Below are 24206 nucleotides of genomic sequence, written 5' to 3' on the forward strand. Positions count from 1 at the left end.
CACCGTAGTACCTCCCGAGCGTCCGTACCGCCCCGGTCGGCTGGAGTTGGGCGAAAAGACGGGCCGGTCACGGTGTGAGGAACAACATGAGCTGGGGTACTCCTGATCCGGCCGAACCTCGTACCGCAACGGGTGAAAGGACGACCGTCCTGATCCGGAAGGCCGGCCACAGGTCCGCCGACGGACGACCCGGTCGGTCGGCCTAGGCTTGGTCGCAGAGTGATCCACAACGCAGTGGGTCGAGGGGAGTGGCACCGATGGACCGGCGTCCGGCGATAGAACCGGGACCCGACCTCCGGCAGGCTGACACCAGCCGGGACGACAGCTTCGACACGGCGACCGACGGAGACGGCTACGGCCGCCTCGATTCAGGAGTGACCGGCATGACCGGTTCGAGTATCGACACCCTCTACGACCTGGGTCTGCCACCAGAGGCGCTGGCAGGCGACGTGGAGGACGCCGAACTCGACGAGCAGGTACCCAATGCTGAACGACTGGTGGCCCAGGCGGTCGCGCTGGCCGGGGACGACCATGACGCGGCGACCCTGGTGGGGCGTTTCTGGCGGTTCGCGCCGGACGAGGAGCTGATCGGCTTCACCGCCGAGGAGATGCTCGAAGCCGCCCGAGACCACCGGGAGTTGGCCGAGCAGCGGGTACCGGGCGAGTTGAAGCTGCGGATCCACTCACCCGACGAGGAGCAGCACCACAGCGTCATCGAGATCGTCACCGACGACATGCCTTTCCTGGTGGACTCGGTGACCGCCCTGCTTAACAGTCACCACCTGGACGTGCACCTGCTGGTGCACCCGTTGGTGGTGGTGCGCCGGGAGCCGCTGGGTCGGCTGGTCGAGGTGGCCGCCGACGTGGAGCCGGACGACGCGATCGCCGGTGATCTGGTCGAGAGCTGGATGCACATCGAGGTCGACCCGATCCGTGATCCGGCGGAGCGGGACCGGCTGCGCCGCGAGTTGCAGCGGGTGCTGACCGATGTGCGGGAGGCCGTCGAGGACTGGCCGAAGATGCGCCAGCAGGCCCTCTCCCTGGCCGACGAGTTGGCCGCCGCGCGGACCAGCGACAACCGGCCGCCGGTGCCGGAGAAGGACATCACCGACTCGGTGGAGTTGCTGCGCTGGCTGGCGCACGACCACTTCACCTTCCTGGGCTACCGGGAGTACCGGCTGGTGCCGGACTCGGAGAAGGGCGGGCCGGCCCTGGAGGCCGTGCTCGGCACCGGGCTGGGCATTCTGCGGCAGGACTCGCCGGAGGCGCGGGCCCTGTCCTCGATGACCCCGGAGGCGCACGAGAAGGTCACCGAGAAGCGCCTGCTGATCATCACCAAGGCGAACTCCCGGGCCACCGTGCACCGCTCGGCGTACCTGGACTACATCGGTTTCAAGATCTTCGACGAGAACGGTGCGGTGGTCGGGGAGCGCCGCTTCCTGGGCCTGTTCTCCACGGCCGCGTACCGGACCAGCGTGCAGGAGCTGCCGGTGGTCCGCCGTAAGGTCGCCGAGGTGCTGGACCGCTCCGGCCTGAGCCAGCGCAGCCACTCCGGCAAGGACCTGCTCCAGATCCTGGAGACCTACCCGCGCGACGAGCTGTTCCAGATCAAGACCGACGACCTGTACCACGCGGTGATCGGTGTGCTGCGGATGGCCGGTCGTCGGCAGTTGCGGGTGTTCCTGCGCCGGGACGCGTACGGGCGGTTCATCTCCTGCCTGATCTACCTGCCCCGGGACCGGTTCACCACCCAGAACCGGCTGCGCATGCAGGACATCCTGCTGCGGGAGCTCAACGGGGTCGGGGTGGACTACACCACCCGGGTCACCGAGTCGATGCTGGCCCGGGTGCACTTCATCGTGCGGACCGACCCGACCAACCCGCCCGGGGAGATCGACGCCGACCTGCTGGCCGAGGAACTGGCCGACGCCACCCGGCTGTGGGACGACGACTACCGGCTGGTGCTGGAACGCAAGCTCGGTGACGAGCAGGCCAAGCACCTGTTCGTCCGGTACGCCGACGCCTTCCCGGAGGGCTACAAGGACGGGCACACCCCGTACGAGGCGATGAAGGATCTGGCCAAGCTGGAGCTGCTGGAGGAGCCCGGCCAGCTGGAGATGCACCTGTTCCGCAAGCAGCCGCTGCCGCGCGCGGTCGCCCGGGGAGCGGACCTCGACGACGCGATGGACGTCCGGTTCAAGGTCTACCGGTACGGCGAGCCGATGATGCTCTCGGCGGTGCTGCCGGTGCTGCACTCCCTCGGGGTGCAGGTGGTCGACGAGCACCCGTACGAGGTGGAACGGGTCGACGGGCGGATCTGGCTGTACGACTTCGGTCTGCGGCTGCCCGAGGGCCACCAGGACCTGGCCGAGGTGCGTCCGCACGTGGAGAACGCCTTCGCGGCGGCGTGGCGGGGCGAGGCCGAGGTGGACGGCTTCAACGAGCTGGTGCTGCGCGCCGGGCTCACCTGGCGGCAGGTCGTGGTGCTGCGGGCGTACGCGAAGTACCTGCGGCAGGCCGGCACGGTCTTCTCCCAGGACTACATGGAGTCGACCTTCATCGCGTACCCGCACCTGGCCCGGCTGCTGGTGCAGCTGTTCGAGACCCGGTTCGAGCCGGGGGCCCTCAGCAGCGAGCAGCGGGAGCAGCGCAGCGCGGAGCTGGTCGCCGGGCTGACCTCCGCCCTGGACGACGTGGCCAGCCTCGATCAGGACCGCATCCTGCGGGCGTACCTGACCCTGATCCAGGCCACCCTGCGGACCAGCTTCTACCAGAAGCCGGTGGGTGGGCGGCCCAAGGCGTACGTGGCCTTCAAGCTGGATCCGCAGGCCATTCCGGACCTGCCCGCGCCTCGGCCGAAGTTCGAGGTCTTCGTGTACTCGCCCCGCTTCGAGGGGGTGCACCTGCGGTACGGGCCGGTGGCCCGGGGTGGTCTGCGCTGGTCGGACCGGCGGGAGGACTTCCGCACCGAGGTGCTCGGCCTGGTCAAGGCGCAGATGGTGAAGAACGCCGTGATCGTGCCGGTGGGCGCCAAGGGCGGCTTCGTGCTCAAACAGAAGCCGGGAGACCGCGACGAGGCGGTGGCCTGCTACAAGGACTTCGTCGGGGCCCTGCTCGACGTCACGGACAACATCGTGGCCGGGGAGATCGTGCCGCCGGAGGACGTGGTCCGGCACGACGGCGACGACCCGTACATGGTGGTGGCGGCCGACAAGGGCACGGCCACCTTCTCCGACATCGCCAACGAGGTCTCCGTAGCGCACAACTTCTGGTTGGGTGACGCCTTCGCCTCGGGTGGCTCGGCCGGGTACGACCACAAGAAGATGGGCATCACCGCCCGGGGGGCCTGGGAGTCGGTCAAGCGGCACTTCCGCGAGATGGGCCATGACACCCAGAGCCAGGACTTCACCGTGGTCGGTGTGGGCGACATGTCCGGTGACGTTTTCGGCAACGGCATGCTGTTGTCGGAGCACATCCGGCTGGTGGCCGCCTTCGACCACCGGCACATCTTCCTGGACCCGGATCCGGAGGCGGCGGCCTCGTACGTCGAGCGGCGGCGGCTGTTCGAGCTGGCCCGCTCCACCTGGGAGGACTACAACCCCGAGCTGATCTCGGCCGGTGGTGGGGTCTATTCCCGTACGGCCAAGTCGGTGCCGATCTCCCCGCAGGTGCGGGCGGTGCTCGGGTTGGACGACGATGTCGAGCAGCTCAGCCCGCAGGAGCTGATGAAGGCCATCCTCACCGCTCCGGTGGATCTGTTCTGGAACGGCGGCATCGGCACCTACGTCAAGGCCTCCACCCAGAGCAACGCGGAGGTGGGCGACAAGTCCAACGACGCGATCCGGGTCAACGGCAAGGACCTGCGCTGCCGGGTGGTCGGTGAGGGCGGCAACCTGGGCTTCACCCAGCACGGCCGGATCGAGTACGCCCGCACGGGCGGTCGGATCTACACCGACTTCATCGACAACGCGGCCGGGGTGGACTGCTCCGACCACGAGGTGAACATCAAGATCCTGCTGAACACCGCGGTCGCCGACGGGGAGCTCGACGTCCCCGAGCGCGACGAGCTGCTGGCCGCGATGACCGACGAGGTCGCCGAGCTGGTGCTGCGGGACAACTACGACCAGGCCCGCGCGATCAACAACTCGCAGGCCCAGGCCGCCTCGCTGCTGCCGGTGCACCGGCGGATGATCAGTGAGCTGGAGCGGTCCGGCATCCTGAACCGGGCCCTGGAGGGGCTGCCGTCGGACGAGGAACTGGCGGTACGCACCGAGTCCGGGCTGACCGCGCCGGAGTTCGCGGTGCTGCTGGCGTACGTGAAGATCGCCCTGGAGAAGGAGATCCTCACCGAAGGGCTGGCTGACGAGGAGTGGACCAACAAGGTGTTGGTCAACTACTTCCCCTCGCCGATGCGCGAGCGGTTCGCCGAGCGGATGGGGCGGCACCGGCTGCGTCGCGACATCGTGACCACCGTGCTGGTCAACGAGGCGGTCAACCGGGGCGGCATCTCCTTCATCTTCCGGGTGGTCGAGGAGACCGCCGCGCCGGCCGCGGACGTCATCCGGGCGTACGTGGTGGTCCGTGAGGTGTTCGGGCTGCGGGCACTCTGGGACGCGGTCGAGGCCCTGGACAACAAGGTCGACCCGCAGTTGCAGACCGACGTCTACCTGGACACCCGGCGGCTGCTGGACCGGGCGGTGCGTTGGCTGGTGACCAACCGTCGGTCCCCGATCGACGTGCGGGCCGAGATCGAGCGGCTGCGCGACGGGGTGGCCAAGCTGCTGCCGGAGCTGGAGACCCTGTTCTACGGCAGCGAGCGGGAGGCGATCGCCGCCCACATCGACACGATGACCGAGCGGGGCCTGCCGCGGGAACTGGCCGAGCAGAGTACCCGGCTGATGTACAGCTTCGGTCTGCTCGACGTGGTGGAGACCGCGGCCGGTTCCGAGCGGGAGGTGAGCGAGGTGGCCTCGATCTACTTCGTGCTCTCCGACCGGTTCCGGGTGGACTCGCTGCTGTCGAAGATCTCCCTGCTGCCCCGCGAGGACCGGTGGCAGACCCTGGCCCGGATGGCGCTGCGCTACGACCTGTACGCCGCGCTGGCCGCGCTCACCGCCGAGGTGCTCGACTCCACGCCCGCCGACCTGCCGCCGCTGGAGCGGGTGCAGCAGTGGGTGGAGTCGAACGCCACCTCGATCCATCGGGCGGAGCGGGCGATGGGGGAGTTCGACGAGTCCCGGGCCGACCTGGCGGCCCTGTCGGTCCTGCTGCGGCAGATCCGCACCCTGGTGCGTACCTCGGCCGCCGCCTGATCGATGGACGAAGCGTGGCCCGGCGGGAAACCGCCGGGCCACGCCGCTGTCCGGGGGTGGTCAGGAGTGCAGGGAGGCGAAGACGATCACGTTGTCGGGGTAGTCGCCGGTGGCGTCGTCGAACTGGCCCCCGCAGGTGATCACACGTAGTCCCGGCCGGTCGTTGGGGCCGTAGACCTGCTCGGTGGGGAAGGCGTTCTTCGGGTGGGAGACCACCGAGTCCACCTGAAAGGTGGCGGGCTGGCCGTCCGCGCGGTCGACAGTGATGGTGTCGCCGGGTTTCAGGGCGCCGAGGGAGAAGAAGACGGCCGGCCCGATGGCGGCCGAGTCGACATGCCCGACGATGACCGCGTTGCCCACCTCGCCGGGGCTCGGCCCGGGTTCGTACCACCCGGCCAGCAGTGCCTGGTCCAACGGCGGGACCTGGACCGTACCGTCGGGATTGGTGCCCAGCGGCATGATCTTCGCGTTGACGCCGATGCGGGGAATGCGGACCGTGGTGGGCGCGGACCGGGGCAGCCCGACCGGGGCCCGAGCGCCGCCGAGGTCGGCGTCGTCGAAGGGGGCCTCGACCGAGGGGGTGGCGCCCACCCGAGTCACCGGCTGGGGTGGGCGGACCGTTCCGGTGCCCTTCAAGGCGGCGCCGATCAGCCCGGCGCCCACCATCGCCAGGAGGACGACGAAAGCGGCGCCGACGGCGCGCCACGGTTTACCGTGGCGGCCGTCGGCCCGTCTCGTCGTCGCGTCAGGCCGCGAATTCATCGGTCCGACGACGACGCAGCAGCACCAGGCCGCCGAGAGCCGCCGCGCCGACCAGGCCGGCCCCGGCGGTGGCCATGTCACGGTCGGTGCCGGCGGTCAGGCCACCGTCACCACCGTCGACCCCACCCTTCGGCAATACGACCAGTTCGCCCTCCCCGCAGGAGCCCTCCAGCTTGTACGTGCCGGGCTTGGCGTCCTTGGCGATCCGGGCCTCGCCGTAGTAGACGAAGTCCTTCTTGTGCTCCCAACGGTCGCCCTTGTCCGCGCCGTACTCGTCACGGTCCTTCCAGTCGCGCCCACCCTCGGCGTGCTGGCCGTGCTCGTCGCTCTTCCCGCTGCCTTCCCCGTCGGCGGCCGCACCCCCGCCGGCACCCTGCTGGGAAGCCTCCTCGCGGTCCTGCCACTCGCCCTTGTCTTCGCCGGGCTTCCAGTCGCCCTTGTCTTCGCCGGGCTTCCAGTCGCCCTTGTCTTCGCCGGGCTTCCAGTCGCCCTTGTCTTCGCCGGGCTTCCAGTCGCCCTTGTCTTCGCCGGGCTTCCAGTCGCCCTTGTCTTCGCCGGGCTTCCAGTCGCCCTTGTCTTCGCCGGGCTTCCAGTCGCCCTTGTCTTCGCCGGGCTTCCAGTCGCCCTTGTCCTTGCCGGGCTTCCAGTCCTTGCCGTTCGAGTCGCCTCGGTCCCACTTGCCGCCGTCGCGGGCCGGCTTAAGCTCGACCTTGCCGGTGACCTTGGACCAGACGAAGGGCTTCTCCTGCGGCTTCTCGCAGATCTCCACCAGCTTGATCTCTTCACCGGGCTTGCCGGCGTGCGGCTTCGCGAAGACCTTGCCCTCGGGCTCATGCGGCGGGCCGTCGGCGAACGCGACTCCCGGCGCGAACACCAGCAGGGAGGCACCGCCTAGCGCAGCGCCTGCCACGACCTTCCCGAGCATTTTCTTAGCCATGACCTGTGTCACTCCATCCCTGATTTGTCCTGCGGCCGGTTGCAACCGCGCCAGAACCGACGTTAGACCGGTTCATGACTTATGCAGGGAAAGATTCGTGTTTTCGCATTAGTCCGATAGGTGCGTCCGGTGGTAGGGATCGATCCCGCCGTGCCGGACTGTCCCCAGGTTGGCCTGGCGTCGCCGTTGAGAGGGTGTTCGCGCCGGTAAGGGGCTTGGGCGGTTTGTCCGCTAGACTTCCGAAAGTATCGAGCCATTGCCATGGAAGCGCTCCCATGCAAGAATCGCTCCACGCGGTTAGCGGAGCCACACCGCGCAGCAGGGAGTCGAGGGCACCGGTCAGACCGGACGACCACCCACTGAAACGACCGGGTCAGCCCCCGATCGTCGCACCACCACCACGCCCGTCCGGGTCGGGCGCTCAACAAGAATCCCGTTGGCACCGGCGGCTGTCCCGCGTAGGACGCCCTGGGGCCACGTGCCGGGCCGTACAGCGGATCCGGTCTCGCCCAAGGAGATCAGTGGCATGAACGTGTGGAGAAAACTGTCCGGCCCTCGCCGGGCGGTCGCGCTGGCCGGCGCGAGCGCGCTGGTCGCGGGCGGTTTGGTGACGTTGCCGGTCTCGGCTGCGTACGCGGCGACGCAATGCGACGTGGCCTACACGACCAACGACTGGCCGGGCGGATTCACCGCCAACATCACGATCAGGAACATCGGCGACCCGATCAACGGGTGGACCCTCGGCTTCACCTTCCCCGACGGCAACCAGCGGGTGCAGAACGGCTGGTCGGCCCGGTGGACCCAGTCGGGCCGCAACGTGACCGCCCAGAACGAGTCCTACAACGGGAACCTTTCCACCGGCGGCACCGCCAGCATCGGCTTCAACGGTGCGTGGAGCGGTAGCAACCCGCGTCCGACCTCGTTCACCATCAACGGCGTGGCCTGCAACGGCGGCAACCCGCCGCCCACGAGCCCTCCGCCGACGAGCCCTCCGCCCACGAGCCCCCCGCCGACCAGCCCGCCGCCCACGAGCCCTCCGCCCACGAGCCCTCCGCCCACGAGCCCCCCGCCCACCAGCCCGCCGCCCCCCGGCACCAAGGTGGACAACCCGTACCTGAACGCCAAGGGCTACGTGAACCCGGAGTGGAAGGCCAGGGCCGAGTCGGTTCCCGGCGGCAACCGGGTCTCCAACATCTCGACCGCCGTCTGGATCGACCGGATCGCGGCCATCGAGGGCACCGAGGACAGCCAGTCCAACGGCCCGATGGGCGTTCGGGACCACCTGGACGAGGCCGTGCGCCAGGGTGCCGACTACATCCAGTTCGTGATCTACAACCTCCCCGGCCGTGACTGCGCGGCGCTCGCCTCCAACGGTGAGCTGGGGCCGAACGAGCTGCCCAAGTACAAGGCCGAGTACATCGACCCGATCGCGGCGATCATGCGCGACACGAAGTACCGCAACGTCCGGATCATCAACGTCATCGAGGTCGACTCGCTGCCGAACCTGGTGACGAACACCTCGAACAACCCGGGTGGCACGGTCATGTGCGACACGGTGAAGGCCAACGGCGCCTACGTGAACGGTGTCGGCTACGCCCTGGCCACCCTGGGCTCGATCCCGAACGTCTACAACTACGTCGACGCCGGACACCACGGCTGGCTGGGCTGGGACAGCAACTTCGTCCCGACCGCCCAGGTCCTGAAGCAGGCCGCTACCGCCTCCGGCAGCACCGTCAACCACGTGCACGGGTTCATCACCAACACCGCGAACTACTCCGCGCTGATCGAGCCGTACGCGAAGATCGACGCCACGGTGAACGGGCAGACCGTCCGCCAGGCCAAGTGGATCGACTGGAACTGGTACAACGACGAGCAGAGCTTCGCTCAGGCCTTCCGGCAGGAACTGGTCCGGCAGGGCTTCCCCAGCGACATCGGCATGACGATCGACACCTCCCGTAACGGCTGGGGCGGCCCGAACCGGCCCACCGCCGCGGGTCCGACGACCAGCGTCGACGCCTTCATCGACGGCGGCCGGGTCGACCGTCGCTTCCACAAGGGCAACTGGTGCAACCAGGCTGGTGCGGGTATGGGCGAGCGCCCGAAGGCCGCGCCGGCGACCGGTATCGACGCGTACGTCTGGGCCAAGCCCCCGGGCGAGTCGGACGGCTCCAGCCGCGAGATCCCGAACAACGACGGCAAGGGCTTCGACCGGATGTGCGACCCGACCTACACCGGTAACGACCGCAACGGCAACAGCCGTAGCGGCGCCCTGCCGGACGCCCCGATCTCGGGCGCCTGGTTCGCCGCGCAGTTCGCCGAGCTGATGGCGAACGCCTACCCGCCGCTGTCCTGACGGTCAGGCACACCCGCCGCCAGCGGTAGGTGAGGCACTGCGGCGGCAGGTTACCCGGGCCCCTGGTCCGACCGCACCGGTCGGACCAGGGGCCCACCCCTGTGCACGGCGAGGAATCCCCGCCCTGGGGTGAGGTCAGGGCACGGTCTTCTCGACCGCCGCCCGACCGGTCTCGGCCAGCTCCCGCCGCGCCCGTTCGATGTTCTCCGGGGTGGGATCCTGGCCCCGGGCCGCCACCAGATCCTCCGGATCCCAGGGTTGTTCCGCCCCCGTGCGGATGTTGTCCTCGGCGGCCCCGGTGCCGGTGCCGGTGGCCCCGGTACCGGCGGCGTACGGATCACCGATGAGCTCGTCGGACGGGTCGTCCCGCCCGCCCGGTTCGGTGAAGGTCGGGGTGTCCGCGTCCGGGCCGCCCCCGGTCATCAGCTGGGGCACCCCGGAGTCGTCATCGACCGCTGCGGCCACCTCGGGGCTCTCCTCAAGCGGTCGTTTCCGCCCACGATCGGTCATCGTCGCCACCTCCCTGTCCGCAGCCGAATCACCTGGCCCCTGCCGGAATACCCGCCAGGTCAGCGGACATGCCGACGGCGGGTGCCCCCACAGGACACCCGCCGTCGGTGGTGGGTCTCAGCGACCGAGAACCCGGTCCAGGAAGTCGCGGTACTCGCGCACGGCGACCCGCAGCTGCTCGGTGTCGGTGGCACCGGCCTCCTGCCAGCTGCCGAGCTTCTCCTTGTGCTGGGTCAATGCGGCCGACAGCGCCTGCATGGCCTCGTCGACCAGGGTCTGGGCCTCACCGGCGGCCCCCCGGGGGTCGTCGACGAAACGCAGCTGGACATCGCGCCAGCGGTCCCGGAATCCCTGGGCCGTACTGTCGTCGAACAGGGTCGCCGCCCCCGCCGGTACGGCGGCGGTGGCACCGTTCGACCCGGCGGTCTCGGTGGTCTGGGTGTCCGGGTCGACCATCGCCGAGGTGGCGCTGCCGTAACCGGCCCCGCCGGCCGCCGCCGCCTTGGTGTCGGTCCCCGGCAGGGTGGACCGGTCCGAGTCCTCGTCGTCGGCGCGGTGGCTGCCCGCGTCGCGGTTGACGTCCTCGGCCTCCCGCACCTCGGCGGGGTCCACCTCGTCGTGACGTCCGTCGAACTCGGCCGTGGGGTCGGCCCGCAGCCCTTCGCCCGTACCGTCGGCGGCACCGTCGCCCGGTCGGGCGGTGCGCTCCGCGCGCGGGTCGGGCTGGTCCTGCGGAAGCGGGCTGGCCAGCGCGGAGGCGGCCACCGCCCCGCCGACCGTGGTCGCGCCGAAGGCCGACGGCACCGGGCCCGGCTCGTGGAACTCGGCCTGCTCGTCGTCGCCCGGTCGGCCGTCCCACGGTCGGTTCCGGTCGGTTTCGGACTCCGCGCGGACGGAACGCTCGTCCGTACCGTCGAACTCGTCCGTGCCGTCGATGTCGTCCCTGCGGTCGAAATCGTCCGTCGCCTGGTCGTCGGGGACCGGCACCGGAGCCGACCGTACGGTCTCGGGGTGGTCGTTGTTTAGCTGCTGTTCTTGCTGCCGCATGGTGGTCTCCTCAGCGGTTGGTGGCGTCGTGGGCGGCGTCAGGCTGGCGCTGTTCCGGCGTCCTGGAGGCCAGTTCCTCACCGAGCAGGTCGGCGAAGAGGGCGCGGTAGTGGACGAGGGCCTGGCGGAGGTCCTCCGTGCCGGCCTCGCCCCGGCTGTTGCGCAGGTGGATCTCGTGGGCGTCCCGGTAGTGGCTCAGGGTGCGGGCGTGCTCGACGGACAGGTGCGCGATCTGGTCGGAGAAGTCACCCGTGGGGTAGCCCCGTTCGGCGATCAGCCGGGTGACCAGTTCGTCGGCCTGTCCGACGGTCTCGGCGGGGGAGTCGACGAAACGGACCTGAAGCTCCTCCCAGGCCTCGGCGTACCGGGCCCGGGCGGCCGGGTCCAGGGGGACCAGCTCGAGTTCGGCGTGCCGGCGCTCGCGCTCGCGCAACTCCCGCTCGGCGGCGCTACGACTGTCCTGTTCGGCGATGACATGGTCGTACTCGGGGCCGAAGCGCTGCCGGAGGGCGCGGCGGCGGCTGGCCACCACCAGGGCCGCGACGACGGCGGCGACGACCAGGATGACGAGGACGGTGACGACTATCTGCGTGGGCGACATGGCTCCTCCTTCGCCTGCAGGTATTCCCTCCGTCCACTGATCGCCAATCCCGTTCCGGAGCACTTTCCTCGCCCAGGTTGCCCATTGCCGGTCCCGGTGCCGTCGGCGAGGGCCTGCACGGAAGACCGGTTCGCACGGATTCGGGCGCAATGGGGGTCAACCGAACGATCGTCAACGTACCGGTCGTCTCGACGGACGGTAGTGCGGCGAGCGCGGATTACGTATCCTGCCCAAGGCGCCCGAGCCGGCGCCCCGGGGGACAACTGGGGTGCATCCGGCAAAGGTGCTGCCCGGCCGTGCCGGAGCCCCTCCAGCCACCCTTCCGGGCGAGGTCCGATTGAACACCCGCGACTGGCCGATCCGCTCCAAGCTGACCGCCCTGGTCGTCGTGCCGGTGACCGCCCTGCTGGCCTTGTGGATCTTCGCCACCACCCTCACCTTCGGACCGGCCCTCGACCTGTTGTCCGCCCGGACCCTGCTCTACGACCTGGGGCGGCCCGGCGAGACCGTGGTGGCCGAGTTGCAGCGCGAGCGGCGGCTGTCCGTGGTGCACCTGGCATCCTCCCGGGCGGACTGCGCCAAGCAGTCGGCCGGGTGCGTGGTGCCGGCCCTGGGCGAGCAGCGGGACCGTACCGACGTCGCGGTGGAGCAACTGCGCCGCCGGGTGGCCGGAGAGAAGTTCCGAGAGGCCGCCGGTGAGTTGCTCGAAGCCCGACTGGACCGGTTGCTCGACAGGTTGGCGGGGCTGCCGGCGGGACGGGCGGCGATCGACCGCCGGGAGTTGGACCGGATCGGCGCGGTAGGCCTCTACAGCGACCTGGTCTCGGCCGCCTTCCACACCTTCGAGGCGTTGGCGAACCTGCCCGACCAGAATCTCAACCGGGAGGCGCGGGCCCTGACGGACCTGGGCCGCTCCCGGGAACTGCTCGGGCAGACCGATGCCCTGCTGGCCGGGGCTTTGGCCGCCGGGGGCTTCGCCAAGGGCGAGCACACCATGCTCGTGCAGAGCATCGGTAACCAGTGGTTTCTCATCCAGTCGGCGGTCGCCGACCTGCCCGGCCCGGAACAGGCCGCCTACCAGCGGCTGGCGGAGCAGGAGGGGTTCGGTCGGCTGCGCGCGATGCAGGACGAGCTGATCGCCGCCGGTCCGGCGGGCCGGATCACGGTCGACGCGCGGGCCTGGCAGTCCGGCTATGACACCGTGCAGCAGTCGTTGCGGGACTTCGAGCTGACCCAGGCCGACGGACTGGCCGACCGGTCGGTGCCGATAGCGGTGAGCATCCTGGCCCGGCTGGCCGGCGCCGGGGTGCTGGGTCTGATCGCCGTGGTGGTGTCGCTGGTGGTGGCCGTGCGGGTAGGCCGGTCGCTGGCCCGGCGGCTGACCCTGGTTCGCGGGCGGCTGACGGAGACCGCGGAGAAGGGCCTGCCGGAGGTGGTGGACCGACTGCGCCGGGGCGAACAGGTCGATGTCGACCGGGAGGCACCCGTGGTCGACGAGGGCACCGACGAGATCGGGCAGGTGGCCCAGGCCTTCACGGAGGTGCAGAAGGCCGCCATCCGGGCCGCCCAGGTCGAGGTCACCCTGCGCCGTGGGCTCAACGAGGTCTTCCTGAACATCGCCCGCCGTAGCCAGGGCCTGGTGCACCGGCAGATCGCCCTGCTGGATCGGCTGGAACGCGACGCGGAGGATCCGGACCATCTGGCCGAGCTGTTCCGGGTCGACCACCTGGCCACCCGGCTGCGCCGGCACGCGGAGGATCTGGTCATCCTGGCCGGGGCCATCCCGGGGCGCGGTTGGCGTGAGCCGGTGGCCATGGTGGATCTGATCCGGGGGGCGATCTCCGAGGTCGAGTCGTACGATCGGGTCGAGATCACCTCCTTGCAGTCCGCCGGCACGGCGGGGCGGGTGGTCGGGGACATCATCCACCTGCTCGCCGAGCTGATCGAGAACGCGACCACTTTCTCCCCGCCGCAGTCGCGGGTGACGGTCTCCGGTGAGCATGTCGCAAACGGGTACGCCCTGTCCGTCTCCGACCAGGGCCTGGGCATGACCGCGGCGGCCATCGAGGAGGCCAACCGCAAGCTGGCCCGGGCGCCGGAGTTCGACCCGGCCGAGACCGCCCGCCTAGGCCTGTTCGTGGTGGCCCGACTCGCCGGCCGGCACGGCATCCGGGTGCGACTGCGCCGGTCGGAGGGCGCCGGGATGACCGCAGTGGTGTTGATCCCCGCCGACCTGATCACCACCGAGCCCTCGCCGCTGCCCGCCCTGGACGCCGCGGACAGCGGCGACGAGGGCGCCATGGAGCAGCGGCGGCTGGCGCGGGCCAGCCGACTGGCCACCGTGCCCCGACCCCGCAGCCGAACGGCTGCTACCTCGAAGGGCTGGCGCTCACCGGCCGCGGAGAGCCGGGGCGGGCCGCGCCAGGCCTCGACCGTGGGGCCGGCCGAGTCCGACGGGCTGCCCCGGCGGATCCGGCGACGTCCGCCGGCCGGAGCCACGACCGGCCCCGGCGCCGAGCCGACGAAGGCCACGGCCGAGGAGGTCTCCGCAACCACGGCCGCACCCCCGCCCGGCACGGACCAGGCCTCCGCCGGGGTGAACTCACCCACCGTGCAACTGCCCGCGCTGGCCCAGCGACCGGCCGACCGGCGGCCGTCGGTGACGGCACCCCACGGCAGCACCGCCCGGGTGGGCGAGCCGACGCCGCGCAGCCCGCAGGAGGCGCGGCGGTTCATGTCCGCCTTGCAGTCCGGCACCGCCCGGGGCCGGCAGGCCGCCGCCGGTACGGCCGAGGGTCGACCGGCCCCGGTCGCCGGGGAGGCGGGAGGGGGCGCCCAGCCCCGATCGGACCAGAGCGCCGCCACCCGCCGGGAATCGACCACCGAGGAGGCTGGACCGTCGACCGGCGGACCGGTCACCGTGCAATCCCCGACCGTTACTGAGAGGGACGCCTGATGCAATCGACGAGGCAGAGTGCCAATCTCGACTGGTTGCTCGACGATCTGGTGGAGCGACTGCCCGCCGCGCGGCGGGCAGTGGTGCTCTCGGCGGATGGGCTGCTGCTCGGCTCCTCCGCCGAACTGGACCGTGCCGACGCCGAACATCTGTGTGCCCTGGCCTCCGGGCTGGCCAGCCTGGCGCGGGGTGCCAGCCGACAGTTGGGCGGTGGGCCGGTGCGGCAGACGGTGGTGGAGATGGAGTCGGCGTACCTGTTCGTGACCGCCGCCGGACAGGGCGCCTGCCTGGCGGTGGCCAGCGACACGGACGCGGACATCGGCCTGGTGGCGTACGAGATGGCCATGCTGGTGACCAGGGTGGGGGAGAACCTCCAGGCACCGGTGCGGGCGTCGATGGGTGCCGCCGATGCGGACTGAGTTGTCCGGGCACCGGCACGAGTGGCTTGACGGGGATGCCGGGCCGGTGGTCCGGCCGTACACCCTGACCGGTGGCCGGGTGCGCTCCTGCGCGGACGGTTTCGACCTGGTCGCGTACGTGTTGGCGAAGCCGAACCCGGATCTGGGGGCGTTCCCGGAACTGCATCCCGAGCACCGGCTGTTGGTGGCCCTGGCGGGCCGGGGCACCCCGGTGGTGGAACTCGCCGCCGACCTTGACCTGGCGGTGGGTGTGGTCCGGGTACTGCTCGGTGATCTGCTGTCCCGGGGACTGGTCGCCGTGCAACAGCCGCCGCGCGCCACGTACCTGCCCGACAACAACATCCTCAAGGCGGTGGTGGATGGACTCCGTGCGCTATGACGCCGATTATCGGGACCCCCGGGTCCCCCTGGCGTTGAAGATCCTCATCGCCGGTGGCTTCGGCGCCGGCAAGACGACCCTGGTCAGCGCGTTGAGTGAGGTGCGGCCGCTGCAGACCGAGGAGATCCTGACCGGGGCCGGCATCGACACCGACGACATCTCCGGGGTGGAGGGCAAGTCGACGACCACGGTGGCGATGGACTTCGGGCGGATCACCATCAACGAGGACCTCCAGCTGTACCTGTTCGGTACCCCGGGGCAGGACCGCTTCCGGTTCCTCTGGGACGAGTTGGCCTTCGGGGCGTTGGGGGCGGTGGTGCTCGCCGACACCCGGCGACTGGCCGACTGCTTTCCCTCGATCGACTACTTCGAGCAGCGGGGGGTGCCGTTCGTCGTCGGGGTCAACTGCTTCGACGGCTCGCAGCGGTTCAGCCTGGAGGCCGTACGCCGAGCCCTGGACCTGGACCCGGAGGTGCCGATGGTGCTCTGCGACGCCCGGGACCGGCAGTCCGGCAAGGCTGTGCTGATCTCCCTGGTCGAGCACGTGGCCCGGCAGCGGGGCGAACCGGTGCCGGCGGCCTGACCCGGCGAAGGCCGGCGGCGGCAGGTCTAACCGCCGGTGTCGGGGGGAAGGGGTCTGATGGGACCTAGGCAGTTCGGCGGAGAGGTGGCACCTGGTGGCAGGTCGAGGCGAGATCGTTCACATCGGCGGGTACACGGCGCACAGCGGCGGGCGGGGCACCGGGATCGTCGCCGCCTCGCGTGACCCGGAAACCGGCGAGCTGACCTCCCTGGGCACGGTCGCGGTCACCGCCTCGCCGTCGTTTCTCACCCGCCATCCCACCCGGCCCGTGCTGTACGCGGTCAACGAGCTGCCCGAGGGCACGATCAGCGCCTGGCGGGTGGGGCCCGAGGGGGACCTGACCGCGATCGGCTCGTGGGCCACCGGCGGAGCCGATCCCTGCCACCTGGCGGTGTCGCCGGAGGGTCGGAACCTGCTCGTGGCCAACTACGGCGGCGGGAGCGTGACGGTCTTCCCGCTGGACCCCGAGGGGGTGCCGGGCGACCGTAGTGACCTGGTGCAGCACACCGGCCACGGCCCGAACCCCGAGCGCCAGGAGGGGCCGCACGCGCACATGGTCGCCCCCGGGGCCGAGGGCCGACCGATCCTCGCGGTGGATCTCGGCACGGACTCCATCTACCGGTACGACCTCGACCCGGCCTCCGGGCGGCTGGTCCCCCGGGCACCCCGGGTGCGTACCCCCGCCGGGGCCGGCCCCCGGCACCTGGCCAGGCATCCCGACGGCCGGCGTTGCTACGTCTGCGGGGAGCTGGACGGCTCGGTGCTGGCCTACGAGCTGACCGAGGAGGGCGGGTGGCACCAGTCGGGGCGGGTCGAGGCCAGCGAACGGGCCGGGCACGTCCAACCGTCGGAGATCGCGGTGGACGCCGAGGGGCGCTTCCTCTACCTGGCCAACCGGGGGGTAGGCACCATCGCCGTCTTCGCGCTGGGGTCTGGGCTGCCGAAACTGGTCGAGGAGGTGGCTACCGGCGGCGAGTGGCCCCGGCATTTCGCGATGGTCGGGGACCATCTGTATGTCGCCGACGAGCGGGCGGACATGGTGCGTACCTTCCGGATCGACCGGGAGAGCGGGGTGCCGGTGGCGGTCGGGGAGCCGCTGACGATTCCCAGCCCTACTTGCGTTCTGCCCTGATCGTGGGTGTTGGACATTGATGAATCCACATTGCGCCGTTGAGTCATCACTCAGAGTTACTAAATCACGGTAAACTGTTTCTCCTCTGTAACTTTCGTCCGAACGGCCATGGCAGTCCCATGGTCAGGTCCGGAAGATGGTCAGCGTGTCAGCAGGCCGCCATCGCATGCGTTCAGGTTTCCACGGCGCCGCCGCCGCAGCCGCGGTCGGCGTGCTCGTCGTCACCGCCGGTGGGTGGGTGGGCTATCGGCAGCTTGCCGGCCCGGACTGCGCTGGCAAGATCGAACTGTCCGTCGCGGTCTCGACCGAACTCGCACCCGCTGTCGACGCGGCGGCCACCGAGTGGGAGCAGAACGGCGCCGCGGTCGACGGGACCTGCATCGACGTGACCGTGGCGGCGGCCGACGCGGTAGAGGTCGCCGCGGTGGTGGCGGCCAAGCACGGGGCCACCCTGGCCGGGGTCGGTCAGGCCAGCGGCACGGCGGTCAGCCCGGACGTCTGGATCCCGGACTCCTCCACCTGGTTGCTGCGGCTGCAGACCGGCGGCGCGGCCGCCTTCGCACCGGGCAACGGTGCCTCCGTCGCCAGCAGCCCGGTGGTGGTCGCCATGCCGGAACCGACCGCCGAGCGGTTGGGCTGGCCGCAGGAGGAAATCGGCTGGACCGAGCTGCTGACCCGGGTCAACAGCGACCGGCCGTTGAAGACCGGCATCGTCGAGCCGACCCGCGACGCCGCCGGCCTGTCCGGACTGCTGTCGCTGATGACGGCGGCCTCCTCCGCCGGGGGTGCGACCGCCGAGCAGGACCGCATCGGCGCCCTGCGGGCGCTGGCCTCCGGTGCCTCGGCCCTGCGCCAGGACCTGCTGGCCAAGTTCCCCACCGCCCCGGACGCCACCACCCTGGCCAGCGCCCTCGGGGCGGCGGCACTGTCCGAAGAGAACGTCATCCGGTACAACGCCAAGAAGCCGCCGGTGCCGCTGGCGGCGCTGTACCTGAAGCCGTCGCCGCTGCCGCTGGACTACCCGTACGCGGTGCTGCCGGGCATCGAACCGGCCAAGGCCTCCGCCGCGCGGGTGCTGTTCGAGGTGCTGACCACCCCCTCGTTCAAGGACCGGCTGGCCGCCCAGGGGCTGCGTGGGCCGGACGGCAACTGGGGCAGTGGCTTCCAGCCCCCGCAGGGCGCACCCAGCCCGGCCAGCGGTGACTCCTCCGCCGCGCCGCCTCCCCAGGGCGGCATCGCCGCCGGTGGCCTGGCCCCGGACGCGGTGGAGCGGGCCGTCTCCAGTTGGTCCATCGCCACCCTCTCCGGCCGGATGCTCTGCATCATCGACGTCTCCGGCTCGATGAAGAAGGCCGTGCCGACCGCCAACGGCGCCACCCGCCAGCAGGTCACCGCAGAAGCCGCCCGGCGGGGCCTGAACCTGTTCGACGATTCCTGGTCGATCGGTCTGTGGGTCTTCTCCACCAACCTGGACGGGGCGCGTGACTACCGGGAGGTCGTGCCGACCGGCCCGCTGTCCCGGCAGCGCAGCTCCCTGGAGCGCAGCCTGGACACGATCACCTCCTCCAGCGGCGACACCGGCCTGTACGACACCCTGCTGGCCGCGTACCAGAACGTGCAGCAGAACTGGGAACCGGGCAAGGTCAACTCGATCGTCCTCTTCACCGACGGCAAGAACGAGGACGCCGACGGTGTCTCGCAGCGGCAACTGCTCGCCGAGCTGAAGCGGATCAAGGACCCGGACCAGCCGATCCAGGTGATCATCATCGGCATCGGCACGGAGGTCAGCAAGGCGGAGCTGGACACCATCGCGCAGAGCGCCGGTGGGGGTGCCTTCATCGCCGCGGACCCGACTAAGATCGGGGACATCTTCCTACGAGCCATCGCCCTGCGGAAGGCGCCCGCCTAAGTCGTGCCTCAGTAAGAACCGTGGTGCGGGGGTGAATCCTATACCACAGACCAATTACGGCTGGTTTGCTGGGGCTGCAAGTGACGGCAATACGTCCGAAGCAATTGCTCGGCATAGTTCTCAGGAGAGGATGTCGTCGTGCACCGGCAGTTCCGGCTTACCGTCGAGCTGGAGCCGTGCCGTCGGCGAGCGAAGTGGGAGGGCTGGTGACCTCGGCGACGCTGTTGACCCCGGCCAGATCTTCAACACACCCTGACGGTACGTCGTCATCGAGCAGCTCGCTGCGCGGTGGGCAGCGGGCGTACGTGCGAACCCTGGTGGTGCTGGACGCCACCGTCCTCACCCTGGCCGTGCTCGCCGGCTACGCGGCCCGCTTCGGTGAGGCCGCCCCACGGGGCACCCACGTGCCCTACGTCCTGGTGGCTCCCGCCCTCGTCCTGGCCTGGTTGCTGTCGCTGAAGGCGATGCGCTGCTACGACGACCGGGTGATCGGCTACGGCGCGGACGAGTACCGGCGGGTCAGCATGGCCAGCCTCCGCCTGGCCGGGGCGGTCGCCATCGCCGGTTACATCGCCGACGTCGGGGTGTCCCGGGGCTTCCTGGCGATCTCGTTCGCGGTCGGGCTGGTCGGCCTTGAGCTGGCCCGGTTCGCCGCCCGCAAGCGCCTGCACCGGGCCCGCTCGACCGGGGCCGGCTGGTCCCGCCGGGTGCTGGTGGTCGGCGACACCGCGCACGTACTGGAACTGGTGCACACCCTGCGCCGGGAACCGTACGCCGGTTATCAGGTGGTCGGTGCCTGCATCCCGGACGCCCTGCTGGCACCGGTGGCCCAGCGACTCGGCGACGTGCCCGTGGTCGGCTCCTTCCGGGGCATCCCGGAGGCCGCCGCCGCGATCGGCGCGGACACGGTCGCCGTCACCGCCAGCGGGGAACTCACCGCCGCCCGCCTGCGTCGGCTGGGTTGGCAGTTGGAGGGCACCGGAATCGACCTGGTGCTGGCCCCGGCGTTGACCGATGTCGCCGGCCCGCGCATCCACACCCGCCCGGTGGCCGGCCTGCCGCTGATCCACGTGGAGGCCCCGGAGTTCCGGGGCACCCGCAAGCTGGTCAAGGGTTTCGTCGACCGGTCCATCTCGCTGGTGGCGGTGGCTCTGCTGTTGCCCCTGCTGGTGTTCATCGCTCTGGCCATCAAGCTGGACAGCCGGGGGCCGGTGCTGTTCCGGCAGACCCGGGTCGGGCAGGGGGGCGAGGAGTTCGGGGTCTTCAAGTTCCGGACCATGGTGGTCAACGCCGACGTCCTGCTGGCCGAGCTGGCCGCGCGCAACGAGACCGACGGCCTGATGTTCAAGATGCGCGACGACCCCCGGGTGACCCGGGTCGGGCGGCTGCTGCGCAAGTGGTCGCTGGACGAGCTGCCGCAACTGGTCAATGTGCTGCTGGGGCAGATGAGTCTGGTCGGGCCGCGTCCTCCGCTGCCCTCCGAGGTGGCCCGCTACGACGGCGATGTGGCCCGCCGACTGCTGGTCAAGCCCGGCATGACCGGTCTCTGGCAGGTCAGCGGCCGGTCGGATCTGAGTTGGGAGGACGGCATCCGGCTGGATCTCTACTACGTGGAGAACTGGTCGCTGGCGGCCGACCTGACGATCCTGTGGAAGACCTTCGGCGCGGTGGTCAACAGCCGGGGCGCCTACTGAGCCGTGGCGCTCACGGCTGGGGCCCGTACCAGTCCAGGCAGACGATCACCGCGTCGTCGGTGAGATCGGCCGAGACGAAGGCCCGCAGGTCCCCCAGGAGGGCCCGGACCGCGTCCAGCGGGCTCATCGGGGCGGTACGACGCAGCATCCGATCCAGCGCGCTCTGCCCGTAACGGACCTCCTGCCCGGTGGCGTCGAGCACCCCGTCGCTGATCATGAAGAGGCGGTCACCGGGCTCCAGTTGGAGGTGCTGCTCGCGATAGTGCGACCCCTCGAACATGCCCAGCGGGAACTGCTCCTCCAACGACTGCACCCTGACCTCGCCGGCCCGGAGCAGGACGAGCCGGGGAGAGCCCGCGTCGACCGCGGTGAGCAGTCCACTGTGCAGATCCACCTCGATCAGCAGGGTGGCCAGGTACTGCTCGCCCCGGTGCAGGGCGTAGATCGCCTGGTCGGCCAGGGCGGCCTGATCGGCCAGGGAGATGCCGGCCCGGCGGGCGTTGCGCAGGGCGCAGGTGGCCAGGGTGGTGAGCATCGAGGCGGCGACCCCCGAGCCCATGCCGTTGATGGTGGCGGTCCACACCCGGTTGCCGTCGTCGGACCAGTCGAAGCTGTCCCCGCGCACCGCGTACGCCGGTTCCAACTGCCCGGCCAGGCTGAAGGAGGGCCGCATCCGGCTGCGGCCCGGCAGCAGTTCCCACTGCATCTCGGCGGCGAGGGTGAGCCGCCGGGTACGCCGGGCGATGCGGTAGACGTCCGTGCCGGGGTCCACCGCGGTCAGCTCGTGGGCCAGGGCGGTGCCGATCTCGGCCAGCTCCGGCAGCAGGCTCTCGTCCGCGACCGGCCGCACCCGCAGCACGCCACGTCGTTCGCCGCGCATGCTGACCGGCAGATAGGCCGTGCCCTCGACGTACATCGGGCTCTGGTGGTCGAAGCACCGCCAGGCCGGGTGGCCCGGTTCGGTCACCGCCTCCCCGGCGGTGAGCGGCAGCAGGGCGGCCAGCCGGTAGTCGACCTGGAGCAGGTCGACCTCCACCATGCCGTACCGCTGGTCGAGCAGCTCTCTGATCCGGCTCAGCAGGAGATCCGCGGGGGCGGCGGTGAGCACGGTGCGGGCTTGATCGACCGGATCGCTCATGGGGCATCTCCTTGATCACAAGCCCATCGACCGACAGAATCGGAGTACGCTCAGGCGCACGATGGCGGAACTGCATGGTTTTCCAGGATCCGAGATGAGTATGGCTGCCGAGGTGGATGTCGCGGCGGGCGCCCTGCTGACCGTCTGGGACGGTGCCCGGGAGCGCACAGCGAACCGCATCTCCACCGCCCAGCTTCGTGCCGTGATGCTCGTCGAGCGGCAGGACGGGATCAACCTTCGCCGGCTGGCGGCCGGGTTGGACATGTTACTTTCCTCGGCCAGTCGCCTCTGCGACCGGCTGGTCGCCGCCGGGATGCTGGAGCGTGAGCCCGGCCGGGCGGACCGGCGGGAGATCTCCCTGCACCTGACCGCCGAGGCCCGCAGCCTCCTGACCGAGCTGCGCGAGGACCGTCGGCAGCACCTGGCCGCGATCCTGGGCGACATGACCCCGGAGGGGCGTACGGCCCTGCTGCGAGGTCTCCAGGAGTTCGACGAGGTGGCCCGGGCGCGGGTGGTCCGGCCGGTGTCCTCGCTGGTGCCGCAGCCGGAGGAGCCGGGCTCCGCGCACTGCGGGGAGGTCCGCGAGGTCGTCGACACTCCGCTGAGCTGGTCGAACGGGGACACCCCGGTCTCCCGTACGGCCTGACGCCCCCGCTGCTCGCGCGGCCTGACCCGCCCTGGCCGGGGGTCAGTCGGGCTTTCGGGGGGTCACCGCCAGCATCGCCACGTCGTCGTGCCGTTGCCCGGCGGACCATTCGTCGACCAGGCGCAGCACCCGCTCGACCAGGGCGCTGGGCGGCAGCCCGGCACCGGAGGCGAGGGCCTGGTGCAGCCGTCGCTCGCCGAACATCTCCGCACCGTGCGGCCCGCCGCGCGCCTCGGTGACCCCGTCGGTGTGGGTGAACAGCACCGCACCGGGCGGCAGCCGCAGTTCGACCTCGGTGAACCGGGCCTCCGGCAGGGCCCCCACCGGCATTCCACCCACCGGTACCCGGGTCACCGTGCCGTCGGGGTCGACCACCAGGGGCGCCGGATGCCCGCCCCCGGCGACCCGGACCCGCAGGCCGCCCTCGGGATCCTGGCTCAGGCTGCCCAGCAGCAGGGTGGTGAACTGGCTGCGTCGGGCGGCGTCCGGCATGTCCAGCAGGGCCCGGTCGAGCAGCCGCAGCAGCTTCAACGGCTGCTGTTCCACCAGCCGCAGGGTCTGCAGGGACTGCCGTACCCGGCCGGTCAGCACGGCCGCGCCGACCCCCTTGCCGCAGACGTCACCCAGGGCGAACAACACCCCGCCCTCGGAGGGTAGGAGGTCGTAGAAGTCGCCCCCGATCCGCAGGCTGTCCCCGGCGGCACGGTAACCCCCCGCGACCTCCAGCCCGGCCACCCGGGGCAGCTCCGGCGGCAGCAGGCTGTTCTGCAGCACCCGGGCCAGGTGGGCCTGCTCGTCGTACAACTCGGCCATGGTCAGGGCGGCGCCCGCCCGGGCGGCGAACTCACGGGCCAGCTCGACATCCCGGGGGTCGAAGCCGGTACGCCCGGGGTGTCGCAGCAGCACCAGGGCCCCGACCGTCCGGCCGGCCCCCGGCATCGGGCTGACCAGCAGGGTCGCCTCCCGGTCGAGGTCGGCGGCGAAGACCGGGTCCAGGTCCTGCTGCGCCGCCACCGACCAGGGGCCGGGCGCTGGGCATCCGCCGTCCAGGGCCTCGGCGAGCCCGGGCAGGGCTGTGGTCAGACTCCAGTCGGAATCCCCGGTCACCGGGCCGGGCTGCCCCTCGGTGTATCGGATCCAGTGCGGCCGTTGCTCGGCGGGAACCGGCGGCAGGTGTACGACCAGGGCCAGGTCCGCCAGGTAGGGCACCGGGAGGGTGGCGGCGGCGCGCAGCGCCTGGTCGCGGTGCAGCGCCAGGCCCAGGCGCCGACCCGCGTCGGCGAGGAAGGCGGTACGACGGCGTTCGGCGCGCAGCGCCTTGGTGTCGCCCCACTCCTCGGTGACGTCCCGCACGTACCAGACGCAACGGCCGGCGGGCAGGGCCCGGCGTACCCCGCGAAGGCGTCGGCTGCGGTGTTCACCCTCGAAGTAGGGGTGCCCGGCGGCGGTCGCGGTCGCCAGTGCCGGCACCGCGCAGGTGGCCAGATCGGTGCCGGGGCCCAGCTCGGGCAGCAGTCTCCTGGCGGCCGCGTTCGCGGTGCTGACCAGCCCGTCGCCGTCGACGGTCAGCACCGCCTCGGCCAGCCCGTCGAGAACTTCACCGGCCAGGTCCAGGCGGTCGGCCGGCTCCGGTCGCTCCGCCCTGCCCTGGCTGGCCTTGTCACGGCGGGCGGGGCCGGCGACTCGGCCCTCACGAGTGCTGGTCATTCCGGCTCGCGGTGCGTCCTGCGCTGTCGGGATGTGCGCATTCCGGTGGTGTCGCTCCTCCGGGTCACGGTCATGGTTGCCTGGGGGCAAGCGTACCGAAGTGCCCCAGGGACCCGCCTGG

The 24206-nt window shown here is 71.0% G+C and carries 17 protein-coding genes; 10 read left to right on the forward strand and 7 right to left on the reverse strand.

The annotated features are described in order from the left end of the window. Positions 1–257: 257 nt before the first annotated feature. The gene (locus OIE53_RS27660) at positions 258–5312 is read left to right on the forward strand and encodes an NAD-glutamate dehydrogenase (protein WP_327024362.1); all 5055 of its coding nucleotides are present in this window, start codon (positions 258–260) and stop codon (positions 5310–5312) included. A gap of 60 nt (positions 5313–5372) precedes the next feature. Here the strand turns inward: OIE53_RS27660 and OIE53_RS27665 are convergent, their stop codons facing one another. Together OIE53_RS27665 and OIE53_RS27670 are read right to left on the reverse strand one after the other, a co-directional pair. Then, positions 5373–6074, reverse strand: a complete 702-nt coding sequence (locus OIE53_RS27665; RefSeq protein ID WP_327024363.1) for a class F sortase — start codon at positions 6072–6074, stop codon at positions 5373–5375. Further along, positions 6058–7023 (reverse strand): hypothetical protein, encoded by a 966-nt coding sequence (locus tag OIE53_RS27670; RefSeq protein ID WP_327024364.1) that lies wholly within the window; start codon positions 7021–7023, stop codon positions 6058–6060. The genes OIE53_RS27665 and OIE53_RS27670 overlap by 17 nt, the downstream gene beginning before the upstream one ends. Positions 7024–7537: 514 nt before the next feature. Between OIE53_RS27670 and OIE53_RS27675 the strand changes: the two genes are divergently transcribed. Further along, positions 7538–9364 (forward strand): glycoside hydrolase family 6 protein, encoded by a 1827-nt coding sequence (locus tag OIE53_RS27675; protein ID WP_327024365.1) that lies wholly within the window; start codon positions 7538–7540, stop codon positions 9362–9364. A gap of 135 nt (positions 9365–9499) precedes the next feature. On the opposite strand, the gene OIE53_RS27680 is transcribed toward OIE53_RS27675, so the two are convergent. From OIE53_RS27680 to OIE53_RS27690, 3 genes are all read right to left on the reverse strand, one after another. Then, a complete protein-coding gene (locus OIE53_RS27680) occupies positions 9500–9874 on the reverse strand; it encodes a hypothetical protein (RefSeq protein ID WP_327024366.1) in 375 nt (124 codons plus the stop codon). A 117-nt stretch (positions 9875–9991) separates the two neighbouring features. Beyond that, positions 9992–10921 (reverse strand): hypothetical protein, encoded by a 930-nt coding sequence (locus OIE53_RS27685; protein WP_327024367.1) that lies wholly within the window; start codon positions 10919–10921, stop codon positions 9992–9994. Positions 10922–10931: 10 nt separating this feature from the next. Then, a complete protein-coding gene (locus OIE53_RS27690) occupies positions 10932–11522 on the reverse strand; it encodes a hypothetical protein (protein ID WP_327024368.1) in 591 nt (196 codons plus the stop codon). 337 nt (positions 11523–11859) lie between these two features. On the opposite strand from OIE53_RS27690, the gene OIE53_RS27695 reads away from it, so the two are divergent. The 7 genes from OIE53_RS27695 (at position 11860) to OIE53_RS27725 (ending at position 20594) form a co-directional block, all read left to right on the forward strand. Continuing rightward, on the forward strand, positions 11860–14478 hold the full coding sequence (locus OIE53_RS27695; RefSeq protein ID WP_327024369.1) for a sensor histidine kinase: 2619 nt from the start codon (positions 11860–11862) through the stop codon (positions 14476–14478). Beyond that, positions 14478–14897 (forward strand): roadblock/LC7 domain-containing protein, encoded by a 420-nt coding sequence (locus OIE53_RS27700; protein WP_327024370.1) that lies wholly within the window; start codon positions 14478–14480, stop codon positions 14895–14897. Before OIE53_RS27695 ends, OIE53_RS27700 begins: the two co-directional genes overlap by 1 nt. Then, a complete protein-coding gene (locus OIE53_RS27705; protein WP_327024371.1) occupies positions 14887–15276 on the forward strand; it encodes a DUF742 domain-containing protein in 390 nt (129 codons plus the stop codon). Before OIE53_RS27700 ends, OIE53_RS27705 begins: the two co-directional genes overlap by 11 nt. Further along, on the forward strand, positions 15257–15859 hold the full coding sequence (locus OIE53_RS27710; RefSeq protein WP_327024372.1) for a GTP-binding protein: 603 nt from the start codon (positions 15257–15259) through the stop codon (positions 15857–15859). The genes OIE53_RS27705 and OIE53_RS27710 overlap by 20 nt, the downstream gene beginning before the upstream one ends. A 94-nt stretch (positions 15860–15953) precedes the next feature. Then, positions 15954–16991: a lactonase family protein gene (locus tag OIE53_RS27715; protein WP_327024373.1), complete on the forward strand. Its 1038-nt coding sequence runs from the start codon at positions 15954–15956 to the stop codon at positions 16989–16991. A gap of 145 nt (positions 16992–17136) precedes the next feature. Then, positions 17137–18900: a substrate-binding domain-containing protein gene (locus OIE53_RS27720; RefSeq protein WP_327024374.1), complete on the forward strand. Its 1764-nt coding sequence runs from the start codon at positions 17137–17139 to the stop codon at positions 18898–18900. Between the two features lie 206 nt (positions 18901–19106). Further along, positions 19107–20594 (forward strand): sugar transferase, encoded by a 1488-nt coding sequence (locus OIE53_RS27725; protein ID WP_327024375.1) that lies wholly within the window; start codon positions 19107–19109, stop codon positions 20592–20594. Between the two features lie 10 nt (positions 20595–20604). Here the strand turns inward: OIE53_RS27725 and OIE53_RS27730 are convergent, their stop codons facing one another. After that, positions 20605–21732 carry a PP2C family protein-serine/threonine phosphatase gene (locus OIE53_RS27730; protein WP_327024376.1) on the reverse strand — a complete coding sequence of 376 codons (1128 nt, stop codon included), beginning with the start codon at positions 21730–21732 and terminating at the stop codon, positions 20605–20607. 94 nt (positions 21733–21826) lie between these two features. Here OIE53_RS27730 and OIE53_RS27735 point away from each other — a divergent pair, with 94 nt between their 5' ends. Next, positions 21827–22378 carry a MarR family winged helix-turn-helix transcriptional regulator gene (locus OIE53_RS27735; protein ID WP_327024377.1) on the forward strand — a complete coding sequence of 184 codons (552 nt, stop codon included), beginning with the start codon at positions 21827–21829 and terminating at the stop codon, positions 22376–22378. Between the two features lie 42 nt (positions 22379–22420). On the opposite strand, the gene OIE53_RS27740 is transcribed toward OIE53_RS27735, so the two are convergent. Beyond that, positions 22421–24085 carry a SpoIIE family protein phosphatase gene (locus tag OIE53_RS27740; protein ID WP_327024378.1) on the reverse strand — a complete coding sequence of 555 codons (1665 nt, stop codon included), beginning with the start codon at positions 24083–24085 and terminating at the stop codon, positions 22421–22423. Positions 24086–24206: the final 121 nt, after the last annotated feature.

Origin of the sequence: Micromonospora sp. NBC_01739, assembly GCF_035920385.1 — a bacterium.
Taxonomy (GTDB): domain Bacteria; phylum Actinomycetota; class Actinomycetes; order Mycobacteriales; family Micromonosporaceae; genus Micromonospora.

Excerpts from the sequence above, each read along its gene's own strand:
- OIE53_RS27735 (WP_327024377.1), top strand. The coding sequence starts at position 21,827 with ATGAGTATGGCTGCCGAGGTGGATGTCGCGGCGGGCGCCCTGCTGACC.
- OIE53_RS27690 (WP_327024368.1), bottom strand. The coding sequence starts at position 11,522 with ATGTCGCCCACGCAGATAGTCGTCACCGTCCTCGTCATCCTGGTCGTC.
- OIE53_RS27710 (WP_327024372.1), top strand. The coding sequence starts at position 15,257 with ATGGACTCCGTGCGCTATGACGCCGATTATCGGGACCCCCGGGTCCCC.
- OIE53_RS27660 (WP_327024362.1), top strand. The coding sequence starts at position 258 with ATGGACCGGCGTCCGGCGATAGAACCGGGACCCGACCTCCGGCAGGCT.
- OIE53_RS27700 (WP_327024370.1), top strand. The coding sequence starts at position 14,478 with ATGCAATCGACGAGGCAGAGTGCCAATCTCGACTGGTTGCTCGACGAT.
- OIE53_RS27665 (WP_327024363.1), bottom strand. The coding sequence starts at position 6,074 with ATGAATTCGCGGCCTGACGCGACGACGAGACGGGCCGACGGCCGCCAC.
- OIE53_RS27730 (WP_327024376.1), bottom strand. The coding sequence starts at position 21,732 with ATGAGCGATCCGGTCGATCAAGCCCGCACCGTGCTCACCGCCGCCCCC.
- OIE53_RS27685 (WP_327024367.1), bottom strand. The coding sequence starts at position 10,921 with ATGCGGCAGCAAGAACAGCAGCTAAACAACGACCACCCCGAGACCGTA.
- OIE53_RS27680 (WP_327024366.1), bottom strand. The coding sequence starts at position 9,874 with ATGACCGATCGTGGGCGGAAACGACCGCTTGAGGAGAGCCCCGAGGTG.
- OIE53_RS27675 (WP_327024365.1), top strand. The coding sequence starts at position 7,538 with ATGAACGTGTGGAGAAAACTGTCCGGCCCTCGCCGGGCGGTCGCGCTG.
- OIE53_RS27705 (WP_327024371.1), top strand. The coding sequence starts at position 14,887 with ATGCGGACTGAGTTGTCCGGGCACCGGCACGAGTGGCTTGACGGGGAT.
- OIE53_RS27740 (WP_327024378.1), bottom strand. The coding sequence starts at position 24,085 with ATGACCAGCACTCGTGAGGGCCGAGTCGCCGGCCCCGCCCGCCGTGAC.